Raw genomic sequence first — 3,329 nt, 5'->3', positions numbered from 1 at the left:
CAAGCTCAAGCACTTCCGTCGCTTCGCCACCCGCTACGACCGCCGCGCCGACCACTTCCTCGCCTTCATCCACCTCGCCGCCATCATGCTCTGGCTACGCTGAATGTGGATTCGTCCTAGCGCTACCCGCCTTCGGCCGCGTAGGCGGCGAACTCCCTGGCCAGGTGATCGAACATCAGCCGCATGCGGGGCGAGCCGCGCAGCGTCTCGTGCATGCAGATCCACAGGTCGAGGCCGAAGCCGAAGATGTCCGGCAGGAGCGGGACGAGGCCATGCCGGAGGCCGAGCTGGCGCTGGCAGACGCCGATGCCGATGCCGGCGCGGATGGCGGCAAGCTGGGCCACGTCGTTGTCGGTGCGATAGGCGAACAGCTCCCGGGTGATCGGCCGACCGACCGGGATCTCCTTCGCCAGCTCCGGGAAGCTGCGGTCGAAGCCGATCAGCGTGTGGTCGACGAGCTCGTCGAAGTCCCGCGGCGTCCCGCGCCGGGCCAGGTAGTCGGGCGCGGCGTGGAAGCCGAGCGCGACCTCGCCCACCTTCTTGGCCACCACGCTGTTCTGGGTGGGCCTGGCCATGCGCACGGCCACATCGGCGTCGCGCCGGCTCAGGTCCTCGTTCTTGTTGCTGAGCGCCAGCTCGACCTGGATGCGGGGATGGTCCGCCATGAAACGCGCCAGCATCGGCGGGATCACCTCGATGCCGACGACCTCGCTCACCGTCACCCGGACCACGCCGCCCTCGGCGTTGACCAGGCCGCCGATGTCCCGCGCCGCGGCGGAGCCGGCGGCCGACATGTCGGCCAGGTGAGGGCGCAGCGCCAGGGCAAGGTCCGTGGGCTGCAACCCGCGCGGGCTGCGCACGAACAGCGGCGCCCCGAGCTGGCGCTCCAGTTGGTCGATATGGCGTCCGAGGGTCGGCTGGGTCAGGCGCCGCAGCCGCGCCGCGGCCGAGAAGCTGCCGGCCTCCAGCACGGCGTGGAGGCTCTGCAGGAGGTCCCAGTCGGGCGTCGTGGTCATGCGCTATTGAATAGCTGTTCTGCCACCTTCGGCAATTCCGTCGCGGGGGCGGGCGCCTCACCACTGCGGCCGACAGATGGAGGCCCGCATGACCAAACCCCTGGCCCTGGTGATCGGCGCGACCGGCGGCGTCGGCGGCGCGATCGCCGGCCGTCTCGTTCAGGACGGCTGGCGCGTGCGCGCGCCGCACCGGGACCCCGACCGCGCCCGCGCCACTGGCGGGCGGCCCGGCCTGGAGTGGACGCCGGGCGACGCCATGGACGCGGCGAGCATCGTGGCCGCGGCCGACGGCGCCGAGATCGTGGTCCACGCTGTCAATCCGCCCGGCTACCGCAACTGGGCCGGCCTTCAGGCGCCGATGCTGGCCTCCAGCATCGCCGCCGCCCGCGCCTCGGGCGCGCGGCTGCTGTTCCCCGGCACGGTCTACAACTATGGCCCGGACGCCTTCCCGGCGATCGCCGAGACCGCCCCCCAGTCGCCGGTCAGCCGCAAGGGCGCGATCCGAGTCCAGATGGAGCGCGTCCTGCGCGAGGCCGACGTCCCCGTCCTGCTGGTCCGCGCCGGCGATTTCTTCGGCCCCAGGCCGGGGAACAACTGGTTTTCGCAAGGCCTCGTGCGGCCCGGCCGGCCGATCGGGGCTGTCAGCTATCCAGGTCCCCTCGACGTCGCCCACGCCTGGGCCTACCTGCCGGACGTGGCCGAGGCCTTCGTGCGGCTCCTGAGGACCCCGCTCGGCGGATTCGAGGCGTTCCACCTGCGCGGCCAGGTCCTGACAGGCCATGAGATGGTCGCGGCCCTGGAGGCCGCCGCCGACAGAAGGCTCGCCGTGCGCCGCCTGCCGTGGATGGCGATCGCCGCCGCCGCGCCCTTCAACGAGACCCTGCGGGAGATGCGGGAGATGCGCTACCTCTGGCGACGCCCGGTGCTGCTGGCGAACGACCGCATCGTCGCCGCCCTGGGCGAGGAGCCGCACACCCCTATCGTCGAGGCGCTGCGCGCGACCTTGGCGGGCCAGGGCTCGCTGCCAGGGTCCGGGCCCGGGGCGCTCCGGAAGGCAGCCTGACGGCCATAAGGCCATGGGGGCACAAATTTGCTGCAACCGCGCGTGGATTGCGGCGTCGCAGCACTAGACGTGCGCGGGTCCGCGGACCTACATGCGCCCCATGCCCGGCAAGACCCTCTACGACAAGATTTGGGATGCTCACGTCGTTGCGCAGCAGGACGGCGAGGCGATCCTCTACATCGACCTGCACCTGATCCACGAGGTGACCACGCCCCAGGCCTTCGCCGGCCTTCGCGCCACGCGTCGGGGCGTGCGGCGGCCCGACCGCACGCTGGCGGTGGCCGACCACAACGTGCCCACCGAGGGCCAGGCGCTCGGCGTCGACGCCGTCGCCGACGAGGAAGCCCGGCTGCAGCTCCAGACGCTGGCGAAGAACGTCGCCGACTACGGCATCGAGTTCTTCCGGATGGGCGACATCCGCAACGGCATCGTCCACGTGGTGGGGCCCGAGCAGGGCCGCACCCAGCCCGGCATGACCATCGTCTGCGGGGATTCCCACACCTCCACCCACGGCGCCTTCGGGGCGCTCGCCCACGGCATCGGCACCTCCGAGGTCGAGCACGTCCTGGCCACCCAGACGCTGCGCCAGCGGAAGTCGAAGAACATGCGCGTGCGCATCGAGGGCGAGCCCGCCCCCGGCGTCGGCGCCAAGGACTTCGCGCTCGCCGTCATCGGCGAGATCGGCACGGCCGGCGGCACGGGCCACGTCGTCGAGTTCGCCGGCTCCGCCGTCCGCGCGCTGTCGATGGAAGGCCGCATGACGCTGTGCAACCTGACCATCGAGGGCGGCGCCAAGGCGGGCCTGATCGCGCCCGACGAGACGACCTTCGCCTACCTCATGGGCCGTCCGTCCGCGCCCAAGGGCGGCGCCTGGGAGATGGCGCTCGCCTACTGGAAGACCTTCTTCTCGGACGAGGACGCCGTCTTCGATCGCGAGATCGTGCTGGACGCCGGCAAGATCGCCCCCACCGTCACCTGGGGCACCAGCCCCGAGGACGTGATCCCGGTGACGGGCGTCGTGCCTTCGCCCGAGGCCTACGCCAACCCCGACAAGCGCGCCTCGGTCGAGCGCGCCCTGGACTACATGGGCCTCTCGGCCGGCCAGCCGATCACCGAGGCCAAGATCGATGTCGTGTTCATCGGCTCGTGCACCAACAGCCGCATCGAGGATCTGCGGTCGGCGGCGAAGATCGTTGAGGGCCGCAAGGTCGCCCCCGGCGTCCGGGCCATGGTGGTGCCGGGCTCCGGCC

At 71.8% G+C, this 3,329-nt stretch carries 3 protein-coding genes and 1 pseudogene; 3 read left to right on the top strand and 1 reads right to left on the bottom strand.

Annotated elements, in window-relative coordinates:
• A pseudogene (locus ACK4TT_RS18140) lies at positions 1 to 103 on the top strand (IS5/IS1182 family transposase); the annotation flags it as partial.
• A 19-nt stretch (positions 104 to 122) separates the two neighbouring features.
• Here the strand turns inward: ACK4TT_RS18140 and ACK4TT_RS18135 are convergent.
• Entirely contained in the window at positions 123 to 1,016 is an 894-nt protein-coding gene (locus tag ACK4TT_RS18135) for a LysR family transcriptional regulator (protein WP_409633536.1), read from the bottom strand.
• A gap of 88 nt (positions 1,017 to 1,104) precedes the next feature.
• On the opposite strand from ACK4TT_RS18135, the gene ACK4TT_RS18130 reads away from it, so the two are divergent.
• Together ACK4TT_RS18130 and leuC are read left to right on the top strand one after the other, a co-directional pair.
• Positions 1,105 to 2,079 carry an NAD-dependent epimerase/dehydratase family protein gene (locus ACK4TT_RS18130; RefSeq protein ID WP_410213622.1) on the top strand — a complete coding sequence of 325 codons (975 nt, stop codon included), beginning with the start codon at positions 1,105 to 1,107 and terminating at the stop codon, positions 2,077 to 2,079.
• Between the two features lie 100 nt (positions 2,080 to 2,179).
• The coding region (leuC, locus tag ACK4TT_RS18125) for a 3-isopropylmalate dehydratase large subunit (protein ID WP_410213621.1) at positions 2,180 to 3,329 on the top strand (1,150 nt) is incomplete at its 3' end.

It is taken from the genome of Phenylobacterium sp. (assembly GCF_046463815.1).
Taxonomy (GTDB): domain Bacteria; phylum Pseudomonadota; class Alphaproteobacteria; order Caulobacterales; family Caulobacteraceae; genus Phenylobacterium.
Note: the sequence above shows the minus strand (reverse complement) of the source record. Positions and strands in the feature narration are given on the sequence as shown.

Excerpts from the sequence above, each read along its gene's own strand:
- ACK4TT_RS18135 (WP_409633536.1), bottom strand. The coding sequence starts at position 1,016 with ATGACCACGACGCCCGACTGGGACCTCCTGCAGAGCCTCCACGCCGTG.
- ACK4TT_RS18130 (WP_410213622.1), top strand. The coding sequence starts at position 1,105 with ATGACCAAACCCCTGGCCCTGGTGATCGGCGCGACCGGCGGCGTCGGC.